This window comes from Saccharothrix stipae, from assembly GCF_054781895.1.
Map to the genome: position 1 here is coordinate 540,826 of NZ_BAAGTN010000001.1, position 23,975 is coordinate 564,800.

General features: G+C 70.7%; 18 protein-coding genes and 3 pseudogenes. 7 read left to right on the forward strand and 14 right to left on the reverse strand.

Annotated elements, in window-relative coordinates:
* Positions 1 to 72: 72 nt before the first annotated feature.
* Positions 73 to 630: a hypothetical protein gene (locus ACYVLT_RS02355; RefSeq protein WP_461118387.1), complete on the reverse strand. Its 558-nt coding sequence runs from the start codon at positions 628 to 630 to the stop codon at positions 73 to 75.
* Between the two features lie 237 nt (positions 631 to 867).
* Between ACYVLT_RS02355 and ACYVLT_RS02360 the strand changes: the two genes are divergently transcribed.
* The 4 genes from ACYVLT_RS02360 (at position 868) to ACYVLT_RS02375 (ending at position 6,509) form a co-directional block, all read left to right on the forward strand.
* Positions 868 to 2,142, forward strand: a complete 1,275-nt coding sequence (locus ACYVLT_RS02360) for an MFS transporter (protein ID WP_461118388.1) — start codon at positions 868 to 870, stop codon at positions 2,140 to 2,142.
* Between the two features lie 121 nt (positions 2,143 to 2,263).
* Positions 2,264 to 3,790 (forward strand): arsenate reductase/protein-tyrosine-phosphatase family protein, encoded by a 1,527-nt coding sequence (locus ACYVLT_RS02365; RefSeq protein ID WP_461118389.1) that lies wholly within the window; start codon positions 2,264 to 2,266, stop codon positions 3,788 to 3,790.
* The gene (locus ACYVLT_RS02370; RefSeq protein WP_461118390.1) at positions 3,787 to 5,319 is read left to right on the forward strand and encodes a type I 3-dehydroquinate dehydratase; all 1,533 of its coding nucleotides are present in this window, start codon (positions 3,787 to 3,789) and stop codon (positions 5,317 to 5,319) included. The genes ACYVLT_RS02365 and ACYVLT_RS02370 overlap by 4 nt, the downstream gene beginning before the upstream one ends.
* A complete protein-coding gene (locus ACYVLT_RS02375; RefSeq protein WP_461118391.1) occupies positions 5,316 to 6,509 on the forward strand; it encodes an acyl-CoA dehydrogenase family protein in 1,194 nt (397 codons plus the stop codon). Before ACYVLT_RS02370 ends, ACYVLT_RS02375 begins: the two co-directional genes overlap by 4 nt.
* A 400-nt stretch (positions 6,510 to 6,909) precedes the next feature.
* Here ACYVLT_RS02375 and ACYVLT_RS02380 read toward each other — a convergent pair whose 3' ends face one another.
* Positions 6,910 to 8,082, reverse strand: a complete 1,173-nt coding sequence (locus ACYVLT_RS02380) for a LuxR C-terminal-related transcriptional regulator (protein WP_461118392.1) — start codon at positions 8,080 to 8,082, stop codon at positions 6,910 to 6,912.
* A gap of 232 nt (positions 8,083 to 8,314) precedes the next feature.
* The gene (locus ACYVLT_RS02385; protein ID WP_461118393.1) at positions 8,315 to 11,149 is read right to left on the reverse strand and encodes an AfsR/SARP family transcriptional regulator; all 2,835 of its coding nucleotides are present in this window, start codon (positions 11,147 to 11,149) and stop codon (positions 8,315 to 8,317) included.
* Positions 11,150 to 11,463: 314 nt separating this feature from the next.
* Here ACYVLT_RS02385 and ACYVLT_RS02390 point away from each other — a divergent pair, with 314 nt between their 5' ends.
* Positions 11,464 to 11,847: a hypothetical protein gene (locus ACYVLT_RS02390; protein WP_461118394.1), complete on the forward strand. Its 384-nt coding sequence runs from the start codon at positions 11,464 to 11,466 to the stop codon at positions 11,845 to 11,847.
* 64 nt (positions 11,848 to 11,911) lie between these two features.
* Here the strand turns inward: ACYVLT_RS02390 and ACYVLT_RS02395 are convergent, their stop codons facing one another.
* Positions 11,912 to 12,265 carry a Tn3 family transposase gene (locus ACYVLT_RS02395; protein WP_461118563.1) on the reverse strand — a complete coding sequence of 118 codons (354 nt, stop codon included), beginning with the start codon at positions 12,263 to 12,265 and terminating at the stop codon, positions 11,912 to 11,914.
* A gap of 70 nt (positions 12,266 to 12,335) precedes the next feature.
* A pseudogene (locus ACYVLT_RS02400) lies at positions 12,336 to 12,572 on the reverse strand (Tn3 family transposase); the annotation flags it as partial.
* Between ACYVLT_RS02400 and ACYVLT_RS02405 the strand changes: the two are divergent.
* Positions 12,530 to 12,658 carry a hypothetical protein gene (locus ACYVLT_RS02405; protein ID WP_461118566.1) on the forward strand — a complete coding sequence of 43 codons (129 nt, stop codon included), beginning with the start codon at positions 12,530 to 12,532 and terminating at the stop codon, positions 12,656 to 12,658. The pseudogene ACYVLT_RS02400 and the gene ACYVLT_RS02405 overlap by 43 nt on opposite strands.
* On the opposite strand, the pseudogene ACYVLT_RS02410 reads toward ACYVLT_RS02405, so the two are convergent.
* From ACYVLT_RS02410 to ACYVLT_RS02450, 9 genes and pseudogenes are all read right to left on the reverse strand, one after another.
* A pseudogene (locus ACYVLT_RS02410) lies at positions 12,595 to 12,960 on the reverse strand (Tn3 family transposase); the annotation flags it as partial. The gene ACYVLT_RS02405 and the pseudogene ACYVLT_RS02410 sit on opposite strands and share 64 nt — an antisense overlap.
* Positions 12,927 to 13,112 (reverse strand): annotated as a pseudogene (locus tag ACYVLT_RS02415) (AfsR/SARP family transcriptional regulator); the annotation flags it as partial. The pseudogenes ACYVLT_RS02415 and ACYVLT_RS02410, both read right to left, overlap by 34 nt.
* Before the next feature lie 54 nt (positions 13,113 to 13,166).
* Entirely contained in the window at positions 13,167 to 13,547 is a 381-nt protein-coding gene (locus ACYVLT_RS02420; protein WP_461118395.1) for a hypothetical protein, read from the reverse strand.
* A 43-nt stretch (positions 13,548 to 13,590) separates the two neighbouring features.
* Complete coding sequence (locus ACYVLT_RS02425; protein WP_461118396.1) at positions 13,591 to 14,403, reverse strand: ABC transporter permease; 813 nt, start codon at positions 14,401 to 14,403, stop codon at positions 13,591 to 13,593.
* On the reverse strand, positions 14,400 to 15,278 hold the full coding sequence (locus ACYVLT_RS02430) for an ABC transporter permease (RefSeq protein WP_461118397.1): 879 nt from the start codon (positions 15,276 to 15,278) through the stop codon (positions 14,400 to 14,402). Before ACYVLT_RS02430 ends, ACYVLT_RS02425 begins: the two co-directional genes overlap by 4 nt.
* Positions 15,275 to 16,342: an ABC transporter ATP-binding protein gene (locus ACYVLT_RS02435; RefSeq protein ID WP_461118398.1), complete on the reverse strand. Its 1,068-nt coding sequence runs from the start codon at positions 16,340 to 16,342 to the stop codon at positions 15,275 to 15,277. Before ACYVLT_RS02435 ends, ACYVLT_RS02430 begins: the two co-directional genes overlap by 4 nt.
* Entirely contained in the window at positions 16,339 to 17,538 is a 1,200-nt protein-coding gene (locus ACYVLT_RS02440) for an extracellular solute-binding protein (protein WP_461118399.1), read from the reverse strand. The genes ACYVLT_RS02435 and ACYVLT_RS02440 overlap by 4 nt, the downstream gene beginning before the upstream one ends.
* 92 nt (positions 17,539 to 17,630) lie before the next feature.
* Positions 17,631 to 19,037 (reverse strand): glycosyl hydrolase, encoded by a 1,407-nt coding sequence (locus tag ACYVLT_RS02445; protein WP_461118400.1) that lies wholly within the window; start codon positions 19,035 to 19,037, stop codon positions 17,631 to 17,633.
* A gap of 104 nt (positions 19,038 to 19,141) precedes the next feature.
* A complete protein-coding gene (locus tag ACYVLT_RS02450; RefSeq protein ID WP_461118401.1) occupies positions 19,142 to 21,961 on the reverse strand; it encodes a glycoside hydrolase family 2 protein in 2,820 nt (939 codons plus the stop codon).
* Positions 21,962 to 22,515: 554 nt separating this feature from the next.
* On the opposite strand from ACYVLT_RS02450, the gene ACYVLT_RS02455 reads away from it, so the two are divergent.
* Complete coding sequence (locus ACYVLT_RS02455) at positions 22,516 to 23,919, forward strand: glycosyl hydrolase (RefSeq protein WP_461118402.1); 1,404 nt, start codon at positions 22,516 to 22,518, stop codon at positions 23,917 to 23,919.
* The last annotated feature ends 56 nt before the right edge of the window (positions 23,920 to 23,975 follow it).

The following is a 23,975-nucleotide window of genomic DNA, read 5'->3' on the forward strand; positions in this document are numbered from 1 at the left end:
TCCCCTTCCGTTCCGAGGTCCGGTGGGGGCGGATCCCGCCGTGGGCAAACTCGTGTGCGCACACCCGTGCGGTCAGGGGGTGTGCGGGTGGCTCGGACCGTCGCTCACGCCGTCCATCGGGACGGCGAGCCGGTTGGCCGCACCCCCGTGCGTCCACTCGACCCAGACCGGGGAGTCCACCACCTCGGCGGGCGGGAGGTCGAAGAACAGCACCCCCTGGACGGCGTTGCCCGGGGCGAGCCGGGGCAGTTCGCCGAACGTGTCGGAGTGCGGCGCCCACCGCCCGCCCGACCGGCCCGCGTGCAGCGCGAACTCCTCGCCCGGGCGCATCGGGCGCGTCCCGTCGCCGGTGTTGACCACCGTGACCGAGACGGCGAGGCGCTGGTCGCCGTGCGCCGGCATGCCGGGCATCATCGCCGGCGGCATCTGGTAGCCCGGCGCGTCCCCCGACATGTCGTGGTCCATGCCGGCCCACTTCGCGGCGGTGATCCGCGCGGTCAGGCCGTCGACCACGACCTGGGCGGCCGCGGCGGAGGAGGCGTCCGGCGCCGCGAGCCGGACCACGCCGACCGTCGCGACGGCCGATGCCGCCAGCAGCACGATCGCCATTCGCAGGCGCGGCAGGGACATGCGGACCACCTCATTATCCGGCAACGGGGGATCACCTCGCGCTCAAGGCCTCGAAGTGCCGGCCACGAGAACGGCGGGTAACGTGGGAGTCGGGGCGTGATACCGGTGCCAACGGGAGAGCGGGAGTTCTTCGAGATTAGGTGACCGGCGGGCCGGGCGGGAATGAGGGGAATCACCTAGGGACCGCCGGCGCCGATGAATTCCACCTGAGTAATGGGCGCGATCGGAATGGCACGCATGAAACTCGGTGTCGCTCGTGGGCTGCCGCGCGACCTCTACGTCGCCGCAGGCGCCAGGGCGGCGGCCATCCTCGGCAACGCGGTCGCGGTCACCGTGCTGATGCTCGACCTCCACGACCGGGGCGCCGGTGCGTGGTCGGTGGCCGGCCTGCTCGCCGCGGGCGCGCTGCCGACCGTGCTGCTCGCGCCGCTCGTCGGGTCGGTGGTGGACCGCTTCGACAGTCGGGCGTTGATCGTGGCGAGCAGCCTGTGGCAGTCGGCCGCCTGCGTGGTGCTGGCGTTCGTGGGCCACCCGCAGGTGGTGCTCCTGCTGGTGGTGCTGAGCGCGTGCGGCACGGCGGTGATCAACCCGCTGTACCTCGCGTTGACCAGCGCCATGGTGCCCGCCGGGCGCCTGGCCGCGGCGAACAGCGTGCAGCAGGGCGCGGTCACCGTCGCGATGATGGCCGGGCCCGCGGTCGGCGGCCTGCTCACCGGCGTCACCGGCGGCGTGCGGGTTCCCCTGCTGATCGACGGGGTGATCTTCGGTGTCGTCGCCGGGGTGAGCCTGCTGATCGGCACCCGGCGCCGGCCTGCGCCGGAAGGGCCGGAGCCCAACGCCCGTGCGGGGATCACCATGCTGTTCACCGACCCCGCGCTCGCCGCCGTGGTGACGTTGGCGGCTGTGCTCCCCGTCGTCGTCCACGTCATCTACGTGGCACAGGTGTTCCTGGTCCGGGACGCGTTGGGCGCGAGTGCGCCGGTGTTCGGCCTGCTCCAGGCGACGCACATGACGGGCTTGCTGATCGGTGCCGTGTGGGCCGGTCGACTGGACACCGAGCGCCGCATCCTGCTCGCCGCGCCGCTCGCGGCGGCGGTGATGTCCACCGCGATCGCGCTGATCGGGCTGGTCCCCTCCCTGCCCGCGGTGTTCGCGCTGTACGTGGTGGCGGGGGTCAGCATGAGCATGGTGTCCGTGTCGATGGGAACGATGCTGCTGCTGCGCATCCCGGAACCCGTGGTCGGTCGGGTGATGGCCGGGTTCACCGCGATCCACCGGACCGCCGGGCTGATCGCGTACGGCCTCGGCGGGCTCGCGGTCGGGCTGGTGCGGCCCGAGGCGGTGTACCTGTTCGCCGGCACCGCCGCCCTCGTCATCGTGCTCGTGCTCACGCCCGGGTTCCGCCGTGCGCGGGCGCTGGACCAACCGGTCGGACACGTGGAAATCGAATGCGCCATGAAATCGGAACCCGCGCCATCCCCTGTTTTTCCTAGGCGACCGCATTACCCCTAGGTGAGTGTAGTCGCGGAGTCGGATGGGTAAGCCTGCATTATTCGCGTGTGCGTGACTGGGTGAGCACGTGCCGCGCGTTGCCGTTCGGGTCATCCCTTCTAGAGTGCTCAGGAGCGATCAATTGACGCGCGCACGTCACGCCGGCTTCGGCATGCTCGGACTCGGTATCGGATATTTCATCTGGTACACCCCCTACAGCGGACTGGCCAAGGCCATGTCGGGCGGTCTGCTACCCCTGACGAACGGACCCGTCGGAGGACTGGTCCTGCTGCCCGCCGCCGCGCTGGGCACCCTGGTGGCGATGCCGCTGACGCTCGCCGTGCTGCGGTGGTGGCACTACGCGCGACGCCGCCGGGTCGGGCGGCTGAACGTGCCGTTCCCCGGCCGTGAGACCGCCATGTCGGCGTTCTGGATGGCGTTGATCGTCGGCAGCACGACGCTCAACTTCACGTTCACCGGGGCGTCGATCCTGCTGGTGCTGGTGCTCATGCGGATCGGCACGCTGCTCATCTCGCCATCGGTCGACCTGCTGCGCCACCGGCGGATCCACTGGTACTCGACCGTCGCGGTGGTGCTGTGCGCGGTGTCGGCGGTGGTCGCGCTCACCGACGTGGACAACTACGTGCCGACCATCGGCGCGGTGGCGAGCCTGCTCGTCTACCTGGTCGCCTACAGCGGCCGGTTCCTCATCATGAGCGGGCACGCCAAGCGCGGTGACCTCGCCACCGACCGGCGCTACTTCGTCGAGGAGCACATGACCACGCCGGTGCTGCTGGTCGCGATGCTCGGGGTCGCGGCGCTGGTCGCGCCGGGACCGGTCCGGGAGGGCTTCACCACGTTCCTGGCCACCCCTGCGGCACTGCCCGCGTTCCTGATCGGGGTGTGCTACGAGGGCCTGTTCGTCTTCACCACGCTCATCTTCCTCGACCGGCGCGAGTACTCCTTCTGCATGCCGGTGCACGTGTGCGCCAGCCTGCTCGCCGGTGTGGTCGCGTCGTTCGGCCTGGGCGTGCTGTTCGGGGCCTCGGCGCCGAGCGGCGCCCAGCTGGTCGCGGCCGCGATCGTGATCCTGGCGGCGGTGATGCTGAGCTACCCGAGCCTCCGGGCGCGGGTGACCCGGCCCGCCGGCCCACGTCGGCGGTCGCACCGGCGGCTGGTGCTGTTCGTCTGCGGCGGCAACGCCATCCGCTCCCCCATGGCGGCGGCCATCGCCGAACGGGAGCTCGCCGCGCTCGGCCACGACGGCGACTGGTTGGTGGCCAGCGCGGGGGTGGCGGTGGCGCAACCCGGCGCGGGAATCGCGCCGATGGCGGCCAAGGCCTTGCGCGAGCTGGACGTCCCGGTGCCGCGGCACGAGTCCCGTGCGGCGACCGCGGCGTTGTGCCTCGAATGCGACGTGGTGTTCTGCATGACCGCGGCGCACCGGGAGGCGATCGTCGCGCTGGCCCCGGAACTGGGCGGGCGGGTCCACCGCCTCGACGAGGACGGTGATGTCGCCGAACCGGCCGACCACGGGTACCGGTCCTACGCCGAGTGCGCGCGACGGCTCCGGTTCCTGGTGCACCGGCGGGTCGAGGAGATCGGCCGTGAGCGCGCTCGTCCCGGCAACCCGCCGCGGGTCCACACCGGACAAGGCGGTCCGTCATGACGAGGTACTTGTCGAGCACGCCGTCGAGGTCGGCCGGGACGGCGCACCGGACCTGCGCGGTCGTGGCGACGTTGACCACGCCCGTGGGGACCGGACGCGCCCGGCTGCGCGCGTTGCGGGGAGTCGCGAGTGGGCTGGAGGTTCGCGCCGACCTCGCCGGCGATCCCGATCCCGCCGTGCTCCGCGGTCTCTTCGACGGCGAGCTGATCTACAGCCTGCGCAGCGCGCGGCTCGGCGGGGCGTTCACCGGGAGCACCGCCGAGCGGCACCGCCGCCTCCTCGCCGCGGCCCGGTCCTACGACGTGGTCGAGCTGGAGTTCGACCACGACCTCGCGCCGGAGCTGCTGGCCGCCGTGCTCCCCCACCGCCGGCGCGTCGGCTGGTACGGCGGGGGGCGTGACGCCGCCGGGTTGCGCGCGGTCTTCGACCGCATGGCCCGCACGCCCGCACGCCTGTACCTGTTGGCGCCCGAGGCGGACACGGTCGGGCAGGCGATGGCGCCGTTGCGGTTGCTCGCCCGGCTCGACCGGTCCGACGTCACCGCCTTCGCCACCGGTGACCTCGGCACGTGCGGCCGGGTGCTCGCGCCGTGGTTCGGCGCCCCGGTCGTCTTCGCCGCGCTCGACCGGGACGGCGTCCCGGGGCTGCCTTCGGTGGAGCAACTGCTCGCCGACTACCCCTTCCCCGTCCTGCCGCCCCTCGACCACGTGTTCGGCATCGTCGGTCGGCGCACGACGAGATCGCTCTCGCCGCGCCTGCACAACGCCGCGTACCGGGCACTCGGCCTGCGCGCGCTGTACCTGCCGCTGCCCGCCGACGGGTTCTCCGGCTCGTGGCGGGACATCTGCGCCGCGTTCGACCAGCTCGGTCTCACGTTCGGCGGGGCCACGGTGGTCGCACCGTTCAAGGAGGAGGCGTTGCGGCTGGCCGACTCCGCGAGCACGGAGGCGCGCCGCACCGGCGCGGCCAACCTGCTGGTCCGCGCCGAGGACGGCTGGCGGGCGCACACGACCGACCCGGTCGGCGTCGTCGGCGCCCTGCGCCGCGCGGGGGTGGAGCCGGTCGGTCGCGAGGCCGCCGTGATCGGTTGTGGCGGAGCGGGGCGCGGTGCGGCCGCGGGGTTGTTGTGGGCGGGCGCCAGACCGGTCGTGGTCAACCGGGGCCCGGAGCGCGGTCGTTACGCCGCGGACCTGCTCGGCATCGACTACCTGCCCCTCGACCGGTTCGCCCCGGAGGACTACTCGATCATCGTGCACGCCACGCCCATGCGGGACGAGCCACCGTTCGCGGTCGACCGGATCGCCCGCGACGCCGCGGTCGTCGACCTGCCCTACGGCCCGGAGCAGACCCGACTGGCCGCCGGGGTGCACGCGCGCCACCAGGTCGTCGTCGACGGTTGGCAGGTGCTCGAAGTCGAGGTCGACCGGCAGTTCCGCCTGTTGACCGGCAGATCCAGGCCCAGGCCGTCGGCACCTGTCGACGGCGCCGGCGCCCCGGTCGCACCACCTCGAAGGGAGTTCGCCACATGACCGTCCACAGTGATCGGCACGCCGGGCGCGCCGACCTCCTCCCGGAGTTCTCCGCGCTGGCCGAGACCTTCGCCCAACGGGCCGACGGCTACGACCGCACGGCGAGCTTCCCGGCGGAGGACTTCGACGACCTGTTCGCCGCCGGCCTGAACGCGCCGACCGTGCCGCGGTCCCACGGCGGGCTGGGGCTCGGGCCGATGCACGGCGCCACGCACGCGCTGTGGTCGATCACCAAGCGGTTGGCCGCGGCGGACCTCTCGCTCGCCCGGTGCTGGGAGGGGCACGCGAACGCGCTGCTGCTCATCGACGCGCTGGGTTCCGAGTCGCAGAAGTCCCGGTGGTTCGACGGCGTGGTGCGCCACGGCGAGAAGTGGGTGGCGTGGAGCGGGGAGCCCCGTGCGCCGAAGCCCGGCGAGGTGGGCGGCTTCGGCACGACCGTCCGGCGGGAGGGCGACGGCTGGGTCGTGGACGGCACCAAGCTGTTCGCGACCAGCGCCACCGGTGCCGACTGGGCGATCCTGCTGGTCGACACGGCCGGCCCCGGCGGCGCCCGGAACAGCACCTCCGGCTCCGGTGTGCTGATGCTCGCCTGCGCGCTGGCCGACCCCTCCGTGTCCGTCGACGGGTCGTGGTGGGATCCGATCGGCATGCGGGCGACGGTCAGCCACCTGGTCCGCTTCGACCACACCTACATCCCGGACTCGCAGCGCATCGGCGAGGCCGGGGACTACCTGCGCCACAACTGGCAGACGGCGTTCATCCCGCACTACGCGGCGAGCTTCCTCGGCGCGGCGGAGGCGGCCTACCGGTACACCCTCGAATACGTCGCTCGTCAGCACAAGAGCACCGATGCCTACGTGCAACAACGAGTGGGCGCGATGGCCGTCGCGGTGGAAACCGGTCAGCTGTGGTTGAAGCACGTCGCGGACCTGTGGGACGCCGGGCGCACCGAGCAGGCGCGCATGGCCGGTTCACGGGCACGCCACCTGGCGGAGCACCTCGCCCTGGACACCCTGGACCACTGCGTGCGCGCCTGCGGCGCCCGCTGCCTGGTCAAGCCGAGCCCGATCGAGCGCATCCAGCGCGACCTGGTGTTCTACGTGCGGCACGACAACGACGACCACATCCTCGCCACCATCGGCCGGGCCGCGCTCGGCGAGCCCCACGACGCCTCGTTCTACAAGCCGTAGGCCGGGCCCGGCCGTCGACCGCGGCGGGGATCACCTGAGGGGCTCGGGAATCCCTAGGCAGTTCTCGCCATGTCCGGTGGCCGGGGCGGGATGACATGTTGTAGCGACTTCTTCGGGTGACGGCAAGATCGAGGAGGTGCCACGACGTCCACGGCGGGTGACCAGGCCGTGTCGAGCAGGGGACTCTCCCAGACCGGGGCCGGACGCGCGCGCAGCCGCGGGCGGAACTGGTGTGGCTCACCCAAGGGTCCCGGTTCGACCGGTCGGTGGTTCGGTGGTTCGTCCTGCCGTGCACGGCGGGCGGGGAGGAAACCGTGGTCCGCGCGCCTGCATCGGCAGGCGTGCCCCTCCCCGCTCGCAGCCCTACCGGGACGCGTGGTGGCACGATCGCGGTCGGTGATCAGTCGTCCAGCAGGCCGAGCTCGTGCGCGGCGACCAACGCCGCCGCCCTGCTGTGCACCCGCAGTTTCCGGAACAGGTTGCCCTGGAGGTTCTCCACCGTGCGCGTGGAGATGCCGAGCAGCCGCGCGATCTGCTTGGTCGCGTGGCCGCGGCTGATGGAGGTCAGGATCTCCTTCTCCCTCGGGGTGAGTGCGAACTCCCACCGCCGCCAGGCCTTGGTCGGGTCCGCGCGCGCCGGGTCGGACAGGGCGCGCACGAGGGCCGAGTCCGCGACCACGCAACCCTGACCCGCGGCCCGGACGGCGGGCACCAGCAGTTCGTCGACTCGGGACGCGGGCACGGTCGTGGTACCACCGGCCAGCGCCCGGGCGACCTGGGCGCGCGCGATCTCACGGCCGGTGACGACGACGTGCCCGGCACCCTGCCCGCCCTCGGACGGCGGCCACTGCTCCGGATCCACCAGGACGGTGACGAGCGCAGCGCCGTCGCGATGGCCGTCGACGCCCTGCTCCAGCACGGGGATGTGGTGCTCCCCGAGGATTTCGCGCACGCGGTCGGTGAGGTGACCGGCGGGTGCGGCGAGCACGACGCCGACGTCGCGCCCTCGTTCCGCCCGCTGCCGGTCCGGCCGCGGGACCGCGGGCGGCGGCAGGCCGAGGCGGACCGCGCTGGCGGCGGCGTGCGCTTGGTTGTGCACGTCGAGCTTGGCGAAGATCCGCTTCTTGTGGTGCGCCACCGTGTGCGGGCTGATGCCGAGTTCGATCGCCACCCGTTCCGGTGGAAAACCGGCGCTGATCAGGTAGAGCACCTGCGACTCCCGTTGCGTGAGCGCCTGCCCGTCGGCACCGGCCTCGCGCGCGACCTCCACCGGCAGCGACGGCGTCCTGACCGCGTCGAGCAACGCGTCGAGGCCGCTCTCGTAGGACACCACCGCGCTGACACCGGCCTCGTAGGCGCGGATGACGTACGCCGCCGGCAGCGCGTCGTGCACGCCGACCATGCGGATCCGGGGACCGGATCGCCCCAACAACGCGACCAACCGCTCGTTGCTCCACCGCGGTGCGTCGACCTCGAACACGGCGACCGCCGGCCTTCGCAGTGCGCAGAGCCGGATCAGCTCCGGCCCCGACGGCGTCGTGCCCGCGAGGGTGATGCCCGGCTCACGCGTCAAGTGCCCGGCAAGCACCTCGCGAATCAGCCGCTTCTCGTGTTGGAGGACAACGCTCAATGACGGGCCGTCAGCCGTGTCCACGCCGATTATGGTTGCACAGCAACGGCTCGCGGAGATAGTTCGACCACGTCGTGCCGTGCGTTCCCTAGGGGTTCTTGCCGCCGGGAAAGGATTCCCGGCCCGGGCGGTCGGCACTTCCGGCGAGGGTGCAGCGGCCGTCGGGGAAGGTCCGTCACACGTGGACGTCGAGGTCGGCGAGCAGTTGTCGCACGCGTTCGACATCGGCGCTGCGGCCCTGCTGCCCGTACAGCTCCAGGGCTTCCTGCCGAGCCGACCAGGCTTGGCCATGGTGGCCGAGCGCGGCGTGCGGGTGGCTCAGGCTCTCCAGGGTGTTCGCGGCCTGGGTGGTGTTGCCGAGGGTGCGGTAGCGGGTGAGGGCCTGTTGGTAGTGGTGGATGGCCCGGTGGTGGTTGCCGGTGTGGTGGTCGATGTAGCCCAGGCTGTCCAGGGTCTGCGCCTCGCCGTTGGGGTTGTGGTGCCGCCGGTGCAGGACGAGGGCCTGGCGGCAGTGGTCGCGGGCGGTGTCGTAGTCGCCCAGGCGGGCGGCGTGCCAGCCCACCTGGTTGAGCGCGTTGGCCTCCCGCACCGGCAGGTCGAGGACGCCGAAGAGGCCCAGGGCGTGGCGGGCGTGCTCCAGTGCCTGCCGGTCGTCCTCCCGCTGCTCCCAGGCCCACGCCAACGCCTGGTGGGCGCAGGCCTGCTGGGCGGGGTCGTGGTGCCGTTCGGCCAGGGCGAGGGCCTGGTGCAGGTGCGTGGTGGCCTGCTCCTGCCGCCCCAGCACGAGGTGGGCGTGGCCGAGCAGCCGGTGGGCGTTGGTCCGGGTGGCCGGGTCGGGCAGGTGGGTCGCGGCGGCCGCGGCGGCCTGCCACACGGCCAGCTGGTCGTGGCGGTGCCCACGCCGCAAGTGGAAGGTGTACAGGGTCCAGGCCAGGTGCCACACGGTCTGGTGGCGGTGGTGGGTGGCGGCGACCTGTTGGGCGGCCAGCAGGTGGGGGTGGTGGGTGTCCAGCCAGGCAAGCGCGGTCCGGTGGTCGGGCAGCGGGTGGGGGTGGGTGCCCGGGACCGGCGGGGCGAGCGGGACCGGCGTGCGGTGGGGGTCGAGGAGGTGGTCGGCGGCGTGCGCGGTGTGCAGGTAGAAGTCCACCACCCGCGCCAACGCCTCCCGCGTCGCGGGTTCCGACCGGTGGTCGCGGGCGGCGTACGCGCGGACCAGGTCGTGCATCGCGTAGCGGCCGCGCGGGTGGCGGTCGAGCAGGGAGTGGTCCTCCAGAACGCTCAGGGCCTTGCGCGTCCGCGCTACCGACAGGCCGGTGAGCGAGGTGGCGGCGGGCAGGTCGATGTCCGGGCCGGGTGCCGTGCCCAGCAGTGCGAAGACCTGCCTCAGCTCGGCGGTCAGGCCGCGCAGGGACCAGGACAGCACGGCAGGCAGGCTCGCGGTGGGATCGTCGTCGTCCAGCACGTCCAAACCCAGGTCGCGCAGTTCGGCGGCGAACTCGGCCAGCGGGACCCGCGGGTGGGTGGACGCGCGGCGGGCGGTGATCGACAACGCCAGCGGGTGGCGCCCGCACAACCCGATCAGCTCCTCGGTCGCCCCGGGCTCGGCGGCCACCCGTTCCCGGCCGAGGCGCTCGGCCAGCAGGATCCGGGCCTCCTCGGGCGAGAGGACGTCCAGTTGCAGGTGGCGGGCGCCGTGCCGGTCGATCAGGGAGGCGAGCCTGGTGCGGCCCGTGACCAGGACCGTGCACGTCGGGGTGCCGGGCAGGAGCGGGACGACCTGGTCGGCGGTGGCGGCGTTGTCGAGGACGACCAGCATCCGCTTGCCCGCGATCAGGCTGCGGTACAGCGCGGCCTGCGCGTCGACGTCGGTCGGGAGGCGGCCGGGATCGACCCCCAGCGCATGCAGGAACCCGCGCACCGCGGTCGCCGGGTCGAGGGGTTCGCTGTCCGGGCTGAAGCCGCGCAGGTCGACGAACAACTGCCCGTCGGGGAAGCGGTCGGCGTGGCGGTGCGCCCAGTGCAGCGCCAGCCAGGTCTTGCCGATCCCGCCCGCCCCACCGATCGCCGAGATCACCACCGTGGCGGCGGCCGGTGTCGCCGAACCGGTCCCGGACGGCTGCGGGTCCTCTTCCGGCTCGGCGGTCAGCGCCTGGTCCAGGCGGGCTAGTTCGCCGCCGCGACCGGTGAACCACCGTGGTGATGCGGGCAACTGCCGTGGCACCGGCTCCTCCGCTTTCGCGGCCGTCCCGCCGCTGATCGCCGCCGAGGGTGGGGTGAGGGCGGGGTCGGCGTCGAGGATGCGCTGGTGCAAGTTCTGCATTGCGGTGCCGGGCTCGGTGCCCAGTTGCTCGACCAGCCGGTCACGCAGGTATCGGTAGTGGGCCAGCGCGTCGGTGGTGCGTCCGGCGCGGTGCAGGGCGAGCATGAACTGGGCGGCGACGCGTTCGTCCACGGCGTCCTGATCCGCCAGCGCGGACAGTTCGGGCAGCACCTCGGTGTGTCGGCCGCAGCGCAACGCCACGTCGATGCGGTCGAGCCGGGCGGCGATGTGTTCCCGCTCGAGGCCGGTGCGCACTGCGGCCAGCCACGGGGTGTCCAGGCCGGCGAACGGCTCACCCTGCCACAGCCCCGCCGCCTCCTCCAGCAGCGCCAGCGCGGGCGCATCGCCTGCGCCGCGGGCCTGCTGCACGAGGTGGCGGAACCGGTGCAGGTCCACCGCCTCCGGGTCCACCTCCAGCACGTACCCGCCGCCCCGTCGCACGATCGCGACATCACCAGCCGGCGTCAGCACCCGCCGTAGCCGCGACACGTAGCTGCTCGCCACCTGCCGTGCCTTGTAGGGCAACCGGCCCGCCCACGCACGGTCCAGCAGCTGCTCGATCGTGACTACCCGGTTCGCCTCCACCAGCAGGACCGCCAACACGCACCGCTGCTGCGCGTGACCAACCTCCACCACCCGGCCATCGACCCGCAGCTCGACCTGCCCGAGCACACGCAACTCTGCCCCCACGATGCCCACCTCCCCGCCCCCTTACTACTCCACCCGCACACCGTATTACGACCGCTGACCAGGCGATTGCCAAAACATGGTGAAGTCACGGCGAATCGGGAGTCCACCGTCTTCGTCAGGTCCGAATCAGCCGACGAGACCAACAGCGAAGGAGAGTCGTGGTTCGAACCGCACAACGAAGTGATCTCAGCTACCAGAAATGTCCCCAAGACGTCGGCGCCGATGAGACGGACCATGGCGGCCGTCGTCGCCCGCGTGTACCACCACCCGGGAGGCGCTCCGTCGCCCATCTTTACATCGATCGAGGAGATCGTATGAAGACGAGTGCAAGACCGGCGTTTGCGGCGCTGGTGACCACGGTCGTGGCAGCATTGGGCTTGCTTTTCGCGGCCGCTCCGGCCTCCGCCGCCTCCAACCAGGTGTCCTGCCGCGTGACGAACCAGTGGTACTGCGTGACCGCCCCACTCAACCTGGCCGGCTACACCGGCTTCCACGTCGCCACGCTGGGCATCCCGGGCGACTCGTTCGCCATCGTCCGGGACCTCAACCTCGCCGGCCAACCGGAGGTCCTTCGCGAGTACCGCTACAACGGTGCAGAACACGACCACTGGCGGGAACAGGTGTACTCGAGATACCGGGCTGAGCTCCACTGCCCGAACGGGTGCCAGGGAGCCGTGCTCTACTTCAATAGATACTGACGCCACCTGCAACGAGGTGACACCGCCGTCCGTGGGGTCGGATGGCGGTGTCGCCTTCTTCCGGTTAGGACCGGTGCTGGTCGGTCGTCAGGATCAGCCGGCTGCTCATGTCGAATTTCACCTCGCCGTACGGGGCTACATGTGTCCAGAACAGCGGGGTGAGTCCCCGCCGGTCGGCGTCGGTGAGCTGCATGGCCCATTCGTCGTCGGCGAGAACGTCCTGAACCATGAGCGTGTTGACGTAGACCAGCGCGGCTTGCAGCACGCGCAGGCAGAGCACGGACAGTTCCTGCTCGTCGCGGCGGTTGGTGGCGATGTCGCCGCCCTTGCCGAAGAAGATCACACTGTTGGCCCGGTTCCACGACTCGACGACGTCGAGGCCTTCGTTGATCTCGCGTTGTAGGTCGCGGTTGCGCAGGTAGCGGGCGACAAAAGACCGTGCGTTGCGCGCGGCCGACCTCGATCATCGCCTGATACGTGGGATGGATCGCGTTGACCTGGGTGACCCGGCGCAAGACCGCCTCCGTGGAGGCGGTGCCGGCCCGGATCGCCGTCGCATACTTGATCATCTGGTCGTACTGCTCGGCGATGATGTCCCACCGGATCGGCCGCGACAACGCCGGGCCGAGCCGAGCAGCCGGGTGATGCCGAAGCCGACCTCGGACTGGCCGTGGGAGTCGACGTGTTGCCCTCGACCTCCATGGTGGTGCCGTGCCGCATCGCACCTTCGACCATCGCGGCGACCTCGGAAGCGGTGCAGGAGATGAGCTGGGAGTGGATGGCCATGCTCTTGCGCTCGACGTGCCAGTAGATGAGCACGCCGCGGCCGCCGTAGCGAGAGTGCCACTCGGTGAAGATGTTCTGATCGAACGCGCCGAAGTGCGTCGAATCCGAGGCCACCGCGGTAGAGCCGGCGCCCCAGACAGTCTGCGCCCGGGCTGCCAACTTGGCGTTGGCGATCTCGGTCGCGATCGTGCGGGCGACCTCGGCGCGCCGTTGCCGGTATCGGTATCGGCGCCGGGGTCGGCGTCGGCGTCGGCGAGCACTTGGCGCAGCCGCGACACGTAGCTGTGCAACGTCTCCCGCGGGCGTCGTGGCGGCGTCCCGCCCCACACCCGCTCGGCCAAGCGGTCCACCGGCACCGCCCGGCCCGCCTCCACCGCCAGGGCGGCCAGCACGAGGCGCTGCCGGGGCGGTCCCGGGTCCACCGGCCGACCGTTCACCCGGACCGTGATCTCACCCAGCAACCCGATCTCGACCGTCATCCCTGCCGGTGGTGGCGAAGCGGTCCGCTGCCGGGTCGGGGCCGGAGGCGGCGGTCAGCGGCTCGGGTCGACCCACCGGCGCAGCGCGTCGACGGTGGTCTCCGGTGAGGTGTTGAAGCAGAACACGAGGCCGGGGACGAGGTCGTTGAGCAGGTTCACGAGCCGTTCGAACAGCGGCGTGTGCTCCGGCGCCATCCGCAGGCCCGCCCCGATCATCACGACCCCCACCGGGTTGGCGGCCACGCACTCGCGGACCGCCTCGACCGCCTCGTCCGGGTCGGCGGGGATCAGGCACGGCACGATGTCGAACCCCTCCTCGCTCAGCACCGCGTTGCCCGCCGCGATCCGGGCCGTCAACGTCTGCTCGTCGAGGCCCGGGTAGCGGCTGTAGTCGATGGCGCTCGGGTGCAGCCCGAGCAACAGGATTCCGGTCACCGCGCGAGTGTGCCCTCCCGTTCGGAGCAACCGCCGGTCGGCCCTAGTCGTTGTCCTTGATCCTGGTCACCAGTTGGGTGGGATTGACGAATCGGAGTGCGATGACCAGCAGGACGAGCATGGACGCGGTGTAGATGACGGCCATCGCGTCCACCGTCTGCTGTGCCCGGATGCCCGCCGCCGACACCGAGTAGAACAGCGAGACGACCAGGGTCTCGCTGTCGGGCCCGGCGGTGAGGAACGTCAGCTCGAACATGCCGACCGTGCGGACCAGCACCAGGATGGACGCGGCCAGGATGCCGGGCACCAGCAACGGTGCCAGCACCTTGGTCAGCACGGCGGTCGTGCGGGCGCCGCACATGCGGGCGGCGGCTTCGATCCTGGTGTCGATCTGTTCGATGAACGGGGTCATGGTGAGCACGACGAACGGCACGGACGGCACGAGGTTGGCCACGATGACGCCGGTCGTGCTCCCGGCGAGGTGGAACTTGTAGAGCACGGTGGCCAACGGGATGCCGTAGGTCATCGGGGGCATCAGGATCGGCAGCAGGAACAGCAGGCTCAGCAGCTTCTTGCCGGGGAAGTTCCGCCTGGCCAGGGCGTAGGCGGTGGGAACACCGATCAGGACGGAGATCACCACCACGGCGAGCGAGACCTGGAAGGTCACCAGCAGCACCTCGAACAGGTCGAACTCGCGCCACGCCTCGGCGTACCAGGCGGTGGTGAACCCGGCGGGCCACCAGGTGCCGAACCACTGCGTGCTGAACGAGTTCACCAGCACCGCGACGATCACGCCGAGGAGGTTGAGCAGGAAGAACGCCAGCGCGCCCCACGTCAGCCACGTCCCGGGCCTCATCCCTTACCTCCGGTCGAACCCCGGTACAGTCCGGCCCGCCACAGCAGCACCAGGCCGATGACCAGCAGCATCACCGCGGCCATGATCATCGCGATGGCCGAGCCCATCGGGTGGTCGAAGTCGCGGAACGCGGTGTTGTAGGCGGCGATCGAGATGACGTGCGTCTCGCCCTGCGGCTCGCCGACCATGATCGCGGACGGGAACACCGAGAACGCCAGCACGAACGACAGGCAGAACGTGACCGCCAGGCCCGGCGCGAGCAGGGGCATCACGATGTGCCGGAACCGCTGGCGGGGTGACGCGCCCAGGGTGGCGGCGGCGCGTTCCAGGGACGGGTCGATGCCCGACAGGTAGGACAGGGTGAGCAGGAACGCGAACGGGAACCCGGTGATGATCAGCGAGAACAGCACGCCCCAGTAGTTGTGCACCAACCGCACCGGCTCGTCGGCCAGGCCGAGGCCGAGCACGACCTTGTTGAACCACCCCACCGGGCTCAGGTACTCGATCAGGCCTTCGGCGGTGAGCACGGTGCCGAGCGTGATGGGCACGACGAGGATGGTCGTGATGAGCCGTTTGCCCCGGAACCGGCCGCGCATCCGGTGGGCGATCGGGATCGACGCCACCACGTTGACCAGCGCCGCGGGCAGTCCGAGCCGCAACGTGATCCAGATGGTGTCGCGCAGGTAGGCGTCGGTGAAGAACCGCTCGTAGTTCGCGAACGGCCCGCCGGCGGCCGGCTGGAACGACAGCTGGAGGCCGTACAGGAACGGGTAGAGGAACAGCAGCGCCAGGAACAGCGTGCCGGGCACGAGAAGCAGCAGCACCCGGTCCACGCCGCGCTCGGCGAGCCGGTGGCGCAGGGCGACGGTGCTCATGGCGCGAACACCAGGACCCGCTCGACCGGCACCCGCAGCCGCACCGCGTCACCGGGCGCGAGCCGATCGGTGGTGCGCACGTGCACCGCCCGGCCTCCCGGCAGCCGGGCTTCCACCGCCTGTTCGCGGCCGTGGTACTCGACGATCTCCACCTCGGCCTCCACCTCGTTGGCCTGGGCGGACGCCGACAGCGGGACGAGGGCGAAGTCCTCGGGTCGCACGGCCACCACCGCTCGGCCCGAGGTCAGCCCGTCCCGGTTGACGCCGGTCAGGCCCACCCCGTCGGCGGTGACGGTGACGTGCTCGCCATCCACGCCGGTCACCAGGGCCGGCAGCAGGTTGCGGTAGCCCATGAACCCGGCCACGTGCCGGTTCACGGGCTGCGCGTACACCTCCTGCGGTGTGCCGACCTGCTGCACCTCGCCGTCGCGCATCACCACCAGCCGGTCCGCCAGCGCCAACGCCTCCTCCTGGTCGTGCGTGACGTACACCGTCGTCAGTCCGAGGGACTGGTGCAGCCTGCGGATCTCCGACCGCATCTCCAGCCGCAGCGAGGCGTCCAGGTTGGACAGCGGCTCGTCCATCAGCACCAGCGGCGGTTCCAGCACGACGGCGCGCGCGATGGCCACCCGCTGCTGCTGGCCGCCGGAGAGCCGGCCGGGGTACTTGTCCGCGTGCGCGCCCAACTGCACCAGGCGCAGCGCCTCCTCCACCCGCCGGGCCTGCTCGGCCTTGGCGACCTTGCGCATGGCGAGCCCGAACGCGATGTTGCGCCGCACGGTCATGTGCGGGAACAGCGCGTAGTTCTGGAACACCATGCCGAAACCGCGCTGCTCCGGCGGCAGCTGGTCGATCCGCTCGCCGTCGACCAGGATCCGCCCGCCGGACAGCGGCAGCAGCCCGGCCAGGCAGTTCAACGCGGTCGACTTGCCGCAGCCGGACGGGCCGAGCAGCGCCACGAACTCGCCGCCCTTGATGGTCAGGTCCATCCCGCGCAGTGCGACCTGGTCGCCGAAGACCCGCCGCACGCCGTCGATGCCGAGTTCGGTGAACCGGTCGCTCATTTGCGGGTCTTCCCGCTGCCGATCTCGCGCTCCCACCTCTGGAACGCCTTCACCTGCGCCTCGGCGGGCAGCGACGTCTCCTTCGGGTTGTCCTCGATCAACGCGTCGTACTCGGGACGGCCGAACTTCGCCAGCGCGTCACGCGATTCCCGCGGCGCCATGTCGAGCGTGACGCCCTTGACCGCCGGACCGGGGTAGAAGTAGCCCTTGTCGTAGGCCTTCGCCTGCTGCTTCGGGTCGAGCACCCACTTCACCAGGGCCAGGTTCGCCGACATGACGTCCTGCGACACGCCCTTGGGCACGACCGCGTAGTGCGCGTCGGTCACCCAGTGGAAACCCTCCAGCGTCGTGACCCTCGCGCTCTCCGGCACCGTGCCCAGCACCCGGGGGTTGATGTCCCACCCCGTCGTGGTGGCCACCAGGTTCGCGGTGCCGTCGGCCAGGTTCTTCATCGTCTCCGTCGTGCCGGAGGGGTAGTAGTCCACGTACTGGCCCAACTCCGCCAGGTACGCCCAGGTCTTCGCCCACCCGTTCTCCGGGTCCTTCGGGTCGGAGTCTCCCAGGATGTAGGGCAGCCCCATCAGGAACGTGCGGCCGGGACCGGAATTCGCCGGCACGGCGTACTGGAACTTCCCGGGATTGGCCTTCGCCCACGCCAACAGCTCGTCGGCGGTCCTCGGCGGGCTCGACACCTTCGCGGGGTCGTACTCCAGCAAGGGGCCGGCCGGGTAGTACGTGACCACGATCCCCTGGCCCTGTGCCAACTCCTGCATGGCCGCCGCGGCCGGCAGGTAGTTGTCCTCCAGCCCGGGGAACCTGGTCTCCTGGTCCGGCAGCAACGGCGTGGCCAGCCCCTGACCGATGACCGCCGCCAGCCCGTCGGTCCCGGTCAGCACCAGGTGGGTCTGCGAGCGGCCCGCGTTCTGCTCGGCCTTGAGCTTGCCCGGCATGTCCGGCGCGGTCGCCTTGGAGTAGTTCACCTTGCTCACCACGTCCGGGTTCGCGGCCGCGAACTCGTCGATCATGCCCTGCGTGAGCTGCAGGTTGCCCGCCACGTCCAGCACGTTCAGCTCCACCGGCGCCGAGGGCTTGTCCGGCACCGAACCGAACGTCGGCGCCGGACCGGCCGTCGGAGCACCACACCCGGCCACCAACAGCAACGTGAGGACGACGACCTTCGACATCGTTCGCGACATTCGTTTTCCTTCGACGGACAGCGGACGGGGCAGGGTGCGCGAGCGCCGGTGGCGACCGCGGGAACGGCGGTCGCCACCGGCCTGTTGTGCCGCTACCGGAGGTTGGGCAGCTCGTCGCGGGTGACGACGTAGCTGTGGTTGTAGACCTTCTGGAGGTGGGCGATGGAGTTGCCCTGGGTCAGGTGGTTGCCGTGCCAGGTGCCGAACAACACCCAGCGCGTACCGGTGGACTGCAACCGGTCCGGGTCGGGAATGGGACCGTTCTCGTGCAGCGCGATCGGAATGGTCGAGCCGACGATGTTGCGCACCGAGTTGTACATCGCGTTGAGCGGGTCGTAGTTGCCGTTGCCCGCGTACGTGTCCGCGCCGCCGATGTCCACCACCGACTTGCCCGGGTAGAACGACGCCTGCGGCTGACCGTTGTAACCGTGCAGCCAGACGAGGTTGTTCAGGCCCTTGGTGTTGGTGAAGTAGTTGAACATGAAGCGCCACAGGCGGTTGTACTGCGCGCCGCCTTCCTTGCTCCACCAGAACCACGTGCCACCGGCCTCGTGGAACGGACGCCAGATCACCGCCGCCCCGGCGTTCTCCAACTGCTGGAGCATCGCGGCGGCCTGGTCGAGCCGGTTCATGAACGAGTTGTACTCGGCCGTGCCGGGGGTAAGCACCGCGTTGATGGACACCTGCATCTGGGTGCCCTCGTAGGTGTCGGGCTTCGTCGGCGCGCCCATGTGGTAACCGATCATCGGGATACCACCGGCGTTCCACCACGCGATGGCACGCGGTGCGAGGTCCTTCGAGTCGCCGAAGTCCAACGCCCGGATCGCCGGGTACTTGCCCGTGTTGTTCCGGATGTGGTTGATCTCGTAATCCGGACCACCGATCCAGGTCGACTCCTGCTGACCCGAGATGATGTGGTTGCCGTACTGCGACTGGACGTAGCACAACAACTTCCGCGCCTGCGTCGACGAATTCGGGTTCACCGGGTTCGTCGCGCACGGCTGCGGGCCGGGTCCGGTCGAGCCGAGTCGGAACGCCTGGTTCGACTGGCCGTTGCACGTCCAGATGTCCACCGCCGTGCCGTTGGCGGTGCCCTGGTTCTCCACGTCCAGGCACAGCCCGGACTGGGTGGCGGTGATGCTGCCGTTGGCGTTGAGCCGGAACTTCTGGTTCGCACCGCCGGTGCAGGTGTAGATCGTCAAGCGGGTGCCGGGGGTCGTGGACTGGTTGGGCACGTCCAGGCAGCGCGCGCCGCCGAACACCCGCAGCTCACCGGAAGCTGAGAACTCCCAGGCCTGGTTGGACTGGCCGTTGCAGTCCCAGATGTCCACCGCCGTGCCGACGGTCTGGGACGCCCCGACGACGTCCAGGCACCTGCCCGACGCCACGCCCACGAGCGGCGCGGGCGCGGCGACGGCCGGACCTGCGATCAGGGTCAGCGCCGGTAGGGCAAGCGCAACGGCGAGCAGGGCCCTGCCGGTGCGTCGTAGCGCGCGCATGCGATCTCCTTTGATCAACGCGGAGGGGTGAGTACGGGAACGTCGAGGGTGCGGCCGGGCGGGGAGGGACGCGGTGGCGTCGGCCGACCGGCTGGTGCGCCGGGTCAGGCGGTGAAGCGGAAGTGCACGGTCCGGTTGTACTGGCCGGTGGCCACGGACTTCTGCCCTTCCGGGCCGAGGGTGTCGGCGGTGTGGAACTTGTTGCCGATGGCGGGGATCGCGTCGAGCAGGGAGATGCCGCCGCCGGGGAACGGCGCGGTGGCGCTCATGGGGCTGGGGCCGACGTCGGGGGTGAACAGGCGGAGGAACAGGTTCTCCTGCTCGGCCACGAGGGTGATGGTGCCTTCGGTGGTGCGCAGGGCGGCCCAGTAGGTGTTGGCGTGGTAGCCCTTGAACTCCGGGTACTGCCAGGCGCTCGCCCCGGTGGCGGTGCGGTTGTAGTTCTTGGTCCACACGCTGTGGTGCACGCCGCGCATCCGGTTCTTCCACACCCGGTACGGCCCGTCGCCCAGCCAGGTCATGCCCAGTACCCGGTTCTCGGGGTAGTCGAGGTTCACGCCGAGGAAGTCGTGGGGGCCGGTGCGGGTGTAGCGGTACTCCAGGCGCAGCCAGCCGTTGGAGTCCAGCCGCCAGCGCACCTGGTTCAGGTCCCCGCTGTAGTTGGCCTGCACGACGTGGCCGGTGCCGTCGCGGAAGTTCGAGATGCCGGTCAGGGCCGCCGAGCCCACCGCCATGGCCGGGCCGTTGGTGAGCGACACGGTGGTCCCGTTGCGGGTGACGCGGGACAGTCGTCCCGACGACTTGGAGATCGTGACCGCCGTGCCGCTCGCGGTCATGGTCACGCTGGTGCTGTCCTCCGTGACGGACGTGGTGCCCGACGTGGGGACCACGATGCGCCGCGCGAAGTCGACCGCCTTCTTGATCCGCCAGCTCCAGGTGTTGATCGTGCGGCCGGTGGGGTCCAGGACGTCGACGCGCAACGTGTCGGCGTCCGCCCACGTGCCGGGTAGGCCGAGGGCGACCGAACCGCCGGCCCCCGGCGCGGTGTTCGGGCCGGCGACGACACCCTGCGCGATCACGGTCGGCGCGGTGCCCGAGGTGCCCGGTGCGGCCTGCCTGAGCAGTTGCCAGCTGAACCGGCAGCCCTGCAGGTCGGTGTGGTCGTAGCGGTTGACGACGTTGACCCGGCCGTCGAAGCCCGCGGGGAACGTGGTGGTGTAGTAGCCGGGGTTGGCGAGCTGGACCGGGGACCAGATGTCGCGGATGGTGTAGAAGGAGGCTTCCTTCTCGCGGAACGGGCCGAGGATGCCGTCCGGGCCGGAGTTGCCGGTGGTGTCGATGGCTCCGCCCCGGTCGTCGCGGCGGAGCCCTTCGTCCACGAACGCCCAGATGAACCCGCCCGCTCGGCGCGCGCCGGCGCCCAGCAGCGCCCAGTAGTCGTTCAGGCCGGCTCCGGCGCCGCCGTCGTAGAGGGCGTGCAGGAACTCGGTCGGCAGGTGGATCGAGGAGCCGTTGAGGATGTTGCGGGTGCTGTCGTAGGTCTCGTAGTGGTCGGTGTTGAGGCCGCCGAACGTCGCCCAGGGGTGGATCACCGGCCGCCGCTGCGGGTCGTAGCGGGCGTAGTCGTCGTCCAGCGCGGTGTTCCAGCCGCCCTCGTTGCCGTTGGCCCACATCACGACCGACGGGTGGTTGACGTCCCGGGTCACCATCGAGGCGACCAGCGGCGCGCCCACGTTCTCGTCGTAGCGCTTCTGCCAACCGGCCAACTCGTCGATCACGTACAGGCCCAGTTCGTCGCACAGGTCGAGGAAGAACGTGTCGGGCGGGTAGTGCGACATGCGGACGGCGTTGTTGTTCATCTCCTTCATCAGGAGGATGTCCGCCCGGGCCATGCGCGGGCTGGACGCGCGGCCCAGCGTCGGCCAGAACGTGTGCCGGTTGGTGCCCTTGAGGATGACCTTCGACCCGTTGACGTACACGCCGTCACCCGCGCGGACCTCGATCGTGCGGAACCCGAACCGCTCGGTCGTCCCGTGCCGGGGCGCACCGCTGTTGTCGGTGAGCTGCACGTCGACCAGGTACAGGTTCGGCGCCTCCGCGGTCCACGTCTGCGGTGAGGGCACCGACGTGGTCAGCGTCGCCGTGGTCGCGCCCGACGAGACCGCCACCGAGAACGGGCCGCCGACCGCGGTGCCGTCGAGCCGCCGGAGCTGTCCGACCACCCGCCCGGCCGCGCTCACCCCCGCCAGGTGCACGTCCATCCGGAACGCGCCGGTGTGCTTGGCGTCGATCGCGACCCGGTCGATCCGCGAGGCGGGGAACGCCTGGAGCGAGACCGGCCGGTAGATACCGCTGAAGTTCCAGTAGTCCCCGCGGCGCTCGGCGTCGTTGACCGAGTTGTTCGCCGAGTCCCGGCTGACCGTCACCTCCAGCAGGTTCTCCTGCCCCAATCGCACCAGCGACGTCACGTCGTAGCGGAAGCGGTAGAAGCCGCCCTGGTGGATCGGACCGGCGAGGGTGCCGTTGATCCGCACCTCGGTGTCGGTCATCGAGCCCTCGAACACGACGAAGACCCGCCTGCCCGACCACGTCGAAGGCGGCGTGAAGCGACGCCGGTACAGGCCCTTCTCGTTGGGCCGCAGGTTCCAGCCCCACTGGTAGGTGCCGAAACCGTGGCACTCCCAGTTCGACGGCGTCGGGATCATGCGCCACGCCCCGGCGTTGCGACCCTCGGTCACCTGGAAGTCCCAGGGCACGGTGTTGTCCGCGTCGGAACCGGTGAGCAGCAGGGTTTCGGTGGTGGGACCCGCGGGTGCGGCGGCGGCCACGGGCACGCCCAGCGCGCTCACACCCAACGCGGACAAGCCGGCCACTCCGATCCCGGTCGCACCCAACTCCAGGAAGTTGCGACGGTTGATCTCCACGTGAGCCTCCAGTGTGCGCGTGTCGTCGTCGACACGGTGGAGTTGGGCCGGAGACGGACGAGGGGCGACCGGGTCCGACTCCGTGCACGGCGATGGCCGGTCGTACCGCGACTCTCGGCGGTCCGGCGTGGTACTTGCGCAACGTATCGCAACACTTCCGGTCCGAACAAGGGGTTAGTACCGGTCTGAAATTAACTGAACTCTCAACCACACGTCGGCACGACAGCACCTCGGACGCCGACCGCACCGGGAGTTAGTTTCAACCTGAGCCGAACCTCTTGTTCCGGACCGGACCACTGCGTTACGTTCCGGAGGGACACATCCCGGGATCGGTCGGGCGCACCCGCCCACGGCCGTCCCGCGAGGACTTCGCCGGTCGAGAACCCCCGGAAGGCAGCGGCGTGGCCGGTCGGCCGCGCCAGTTCCTTCGGCGTGACCGGGTCCGCATCCGGTGCCGTCGACCGTTCCTGCGAGGCACCTTCACCTTCGTCTGCCGACTACCGGTGTCCGGTGGCATCCGGTCACCGTGGATCAAAGGAGATCCGATGCGCCCCATGGGAAGAACAGGGCGGACGCTCTTGGCGATCGCCCTGACGGTACCCGGCCTGGCCGCGTTGAGCGCCGTGCCGGCGCTCGCGGCGCCGGCCTCGCTGATCAGCGTGGCGTCCAACAAGTGCCTGGACGTGGTGGGCAACAGCAGCACGCCCGGATCGGCGGTGGCGATCTGGGACTGCAACGGTCAGGCCAACCAGTCGTGGGACTTCGCCTCGTCCGGTGACCTCCGCACCTTCGGCGGCACCCGCTGCCTGGATGTGGAGAACGGCTCGACCACCGCGGGTGCGAGGCTGCTGATCCGGGAGTGCACCGGGCAGCCCAACCAGAAGTTCCGGCTCAACGCCAACGGTTCGGTGACCGCGACCCAGTCCGGTCTCTGCGTGGACGTGGTCGGTGCCGCGACGGCCAACGGCACCCCGGTCAACACCTGGAACTGCAACGGCCAGACCAACCAGCAGTGGCGCGCCGGAACCGAGCCCGGCCCGGGGCCCGGCCCGACGTGCTCGGTCAGCCCGGTCAACCCCGACGCCAACACCGCGGTGCGCAAAGTCCTGTGCTACCTGCACTCGCAGTACGGCAACCACATCCTCGCCGGTCAGGAGGAGTCCACCTGGAACGGCGGTCCCGAGTACGAGATGAACCACATCCAGCGCCACACCGGCAAGCTCCCGGCGCTGCGGGGCATGGACCAGGCGACCACCGACTACGTCGGCCGTGCCATCACGTGGTGGAACTCCGGCGGCATCCCCGAGGTGGCCTACCACATGGGCGCGCCCACGAAGCCCGACACCTACGAGGGCAGCCAGATGGCCGTGTCCATCAACGCCGTGCTCACCTCCGGCACGGCCGAGAACAACTCCTTCCGCCAGCGCATGGACGCCGCCGCCGCGAACCTCCAGCGGTTGGAGGACATCGGCGCGGCGGTGATCTGGCGCCCGTTCCACGAGGCCGGTGGCACCTGGTTCTGGTGGAGCAAGGAAGGCGGCGGCCAGTACGTGCGGCTCTGGCGCTACATGTACGACTACCTGACCCGCACCAAGGGCCTGAACAACCTGATCTGGATGTTCGGCACGAACGGCAGCCCCAACGGGGCCTTCTACCCCGGCAGGTCCTACGTCGACGTCGGCGGCGCCGACACCTACGCCGGCAGCGGCAACTACGACCCGCAGAACGCGATGTACAACGCGGCGCGCAACGCCGTCGGCTCCCAGGTCCCGGTGGCGCTGCACGAGAACGGCCCGATCCCGGACCCGGACCGGTTGCAGTCGACCAACACCCGGTGGCTGTGGTTCATGACCTGGAACTCGCAGTACCTGACCCAGCACAACTCGGTCGCCCACCTGCAGAAGGTGTACGCCGCCAGTTACGTCATCACCCGCGACGAACTGCCCAACTTCCGGTAGGCACGCTCATCACTTCCAGGCCTTCCACCTGACACGGTCGTCACCCCGGCCCGACG